Raw genomic sequence first — 2,876 nt, 5'->3', positions numbered from 1 at the left:
AGGGCCGAGCGCGCCATCATGTCCTGCACGCTGGGCGACCGCGCCACGTAGGGCGCCACCAGCACCACCAGCCCGATCAGGGCGCAGGTCACGCCCTTGAACAGAAGCTCTTTGTCGGCCTTGTCGGCGGGGCTGGCGGAACGGCGTTGGGGGGTGGGCATGGCGGGCTGGGGCGAGAAAGTGCGGGACGCGATTATCCTTGCCACCCCGCCTGCCCCCGAACGAACGAAAGAACCTCCATGGCCATCCAGTGGTTTCCCGGTCACATGCACCTGACCAAGAAAGCCATCACCGAACGCATCAAGGACATCGACGTGGTGATCGAGGTGCTGGACGCGCGCCTGCCCGGCTCCAGCGCCAACCCGCTGTTGGCCGAGCTGACGGGCCACAAGCCCACGCTCAAGGTGCTCAACAAGCAGGACGTGGCCGACCCCGAGCGCACCGCGCTGTGGCTGGCCTGGTACAACGCGCTGCCCGACACGCGCGCCGTGGCGCTCGACGCCTCCGAGGTCGCGCCCGCGCGCAAGCTCATCGACGGCTGCCACCAGCTTGCACCCAACCGCGGCGGCATGGCCAAGCCCATGCGCGTGCTGATCTGCGGCGTGCCCAACGTGGGCAAGTCCACGCTCATCAACACGCTGTCGAACAAGCGCCAGGCGAAAACGGGCGACGAGGCCGGCATCACCAAGCTGGAGCAGCGCATCACGCTGGCCGACGACTTCTACCTGTGGGACACGCCCGGCATGCTGTGGCCGCGCATCAGCGTGGTCGAGAGCGGCTACAACCTCGCCGCCAGCGGCGCCGTGGGCCGCAATGCCTACGATGAGGAACTGGTGGCGCTGGAACTGCTGCGCCGTCTGCAGAAAAACTACGCCCCCTTGCTGGAAGCGCGCTACAAGCTGGGCCTGCCCGCTGGCGCCGTGGCCGGGATGCACGATGAGGAACTGCTCGAGGCCATTGGCCGCAAGCGCGGTGCCATGCTGGGGGGCGGGCGCGTCAATTTGCAAAAGGCCGCCGAGATCGTGATGACCGACTTCCGCACCGCCATCCTGGGGCGCATCACGCTCGAGACGCCGTCCGAGTTCGAAGCCTGGCGCGCTGCCGCCGAGGTGCTGGAAGCGCAGCGCCAGGCCAAGAAGGAAGCCCGCGCCAAGAAGAAGCCTGGCAGCCGCCAACCGGCCGAGGGCGAATAGCCTCGGCGCCTGCGCCGGCGCGCCCCGCGGGCGCAGGGATTGGTTCGCCCCGGCGACACTCTGTGCCGGCGGCAGGCCGCGGCCGAACCACCCACACGGTCTTGGTGATGAACTCGGAGTGGGGGGCGCTCACCGTGGAGCGGTTCGCCGAGCTGGATCTCGGTGGTGCGCACGTCCACTCACGCTTGCGCCTTGGGCGCGGTTTTCGCAAGGCGGCGGTTGGGTGGCTTCAGCCCGGTGGGCTCGACGGCACCGGCTCGCAGAGCACCTCGGTCTTGACCGAATTGGCGATGAAGCACTCCTCATGGGCCTCGTGGTGCATGCGGGCGATGTCCTGGGGCGAGGGCAGGCGCTCGCCGCTGAACACGGCATGGGGCCGCAGCGTGACACGGGTCATCGCCATGCGGCGCTCGGCATTGCGGGCCATCGTGCCTTCGGCCTGGTCGTGGTAGCTGTCCACGCAAAACCCTTGCTGGGCCGCGATCGACAGGAACCACAGCATGTGGCAACTGGAGAGCGAGGCGATGAAGGCCTCTTCAGGGTCCACCGCCGAGGCATCGGACAGCGGCAGGGGCACCACATGCGGCGAAGACGAGCCCGGCACTTCCACGCCCCCGTCGAAGCGCATCACATGGCGCCGGCTGTAGCGGTTGCCAAGGAAGTCTTGCGTGCCCCGTTGCCAGATGATCTCAGCGGTGTATCGGGCCATGTGGTGACGTAATGAGTTGAGGGAGTAATGCGGCTGTTGCGCTTATCCTGCCTGAATTTGTAGCTATACGATTCATAGCGGCGTGCCGGTCGAGCAGGGACGGCCGCCACGCGGGAATCACCAGCGTCCATGCGCCGCGCCGAGGGGCATCGGCGCCGTGGCCTGTGGCGCGGTGGCATGGGCTGCTGCGGGCAAGAGCAGCCGCCGGTGCCGGCTATTTGTTCTTGTCCTTGCCGCGCGGGATCACGGACGTCATGGGGGGCGTGGGGCGGTCCGAGCCATGGCTTTCCCGGGGTGGCGAAGTGTCCTTTTTGGGCTTCTTGGCCATCTTGTTGTTGTGCATCTGTCCTTTGGCCATGAAAGCTCCTGGGTGGGCCCCGGGATGGGGCGTTGGCGGCGATGGTACGCCACAAACCAGCGGACCGCAGCCGCCCGCCGGGGTGTCCGTGCCCGAAGGATCAGCGCCCTCGCGCAGGCGTGTTTCAAGCAGCGCGTACATGCGCAGCAGGCGGGCCAGGTGGTCGGCGGCGCAGCGCGGCAGGGGGGCGCGGGCATCGCTCTGGCGCTGGGCGTAGGTCCACTCGAGCACGGCGGGGCCTTCGCGCGCCTCGTCCAGGTCCGCCTGGTAAGCGCCGTGGGCATCGTCTTCGGCATCGCCGGGGGCTTCGGTGCCATTGCGCCAGCTCAGCTTGAGGGCCCGGCCGCAGGGCAGGCCCTCATGCATGCCGGGCTGGCGTGCACCCACCCAGACATCGTCTTCCCACCAGCCGTTGCGCTCGCTGTCCCACCAGTCGTTGTACTGCTCGGCAAAGCGGGGCGCACTGGTAAAGGCCACGATGCGCGCGGGTGTCAGCTCGGCCTGCAGGCGTCGCCACAGCGGGTAGCCGGCGCGGGCCTGGCCTTCGGCCTTGCGCAGGTAGTCGAGCACGCCGCGCCAGGCCTGTGTGCAGGCGGCCAGGGCCTCGGGCGGGGCG

The 2,876-nt window shown here is 68.7% G+C and carries 2 protein-coding genes and 1 pseudogene; 1 reads left to right on the top strand and 2 read right to left on the bottom strand.

What is annotated here, in order from left to right; all coding sequences use genetic code 11:
- Positions 1–239 precede the first annotated feature (239 nt).
- Entirely contained in the window at positions 240–1,193 is a 954-nt protein-coding gene (gene ylqF / locus ACDELDRAFT_RS20995; protein WP_005800151.1) for a ribosome biogenesis GTPase YlqF, read from the top strand.
- Positions 1,194–1,422: 229 nt separating this feature from the next.
- On the opposite strand, the gene ACDELDRAFT_RS20990 is transcribed toward ylqF, so the two are convergent.
- On the bottom strand, positions 1,423–1,902 hold the full coding sequence (locus ACDELDRAFT_RS20990) for an OsmC family protein (RefSeq protein WP_005800149.1): 480 nt from the start codon (positions 1,900–1,902) through the stop codon (positions 1,423–1,425).
- Positions 1,903–2,116: 214 nt separating this feature from the next.
- Positions 2,117–2,876, bottom strand: a pseudogene (locus ACDELDRAFT_RS20985) (hypothetical protein); the annotation flags it as partial.

Origin of the sequence: Acidovorax delafieldii 2AN (assembly GCF_000175235.1) — a bacterium.
GTDB classification, from domain to species: domain Bacteria; phylum Pseudomonadota; class Gammaproteobacteria; order Burkholderiales; family Burkholderiaceae_C; genus Acidovorax; species Acidovorax delafieldii_B.
This window is presented reverse-complemented; position numbering and strand designations above follow the sequence as displayed.

Coding starts and splice junctions, on each gene's coding strand:
- ylqF (WP_005800151.1), top strand. CDS start 240: ATGGCCATCCAGTGGTTTCCCGGTCACATGCACCTGACCAAGAAAGCC.
- ACDELDRAFT_RS20990 (WP_005800149.1), bottom strand. CDS start 1,902: ATGGCCCGATACACCGCTGAGATCATCTGGCAACGGGGCACGCAAGAC.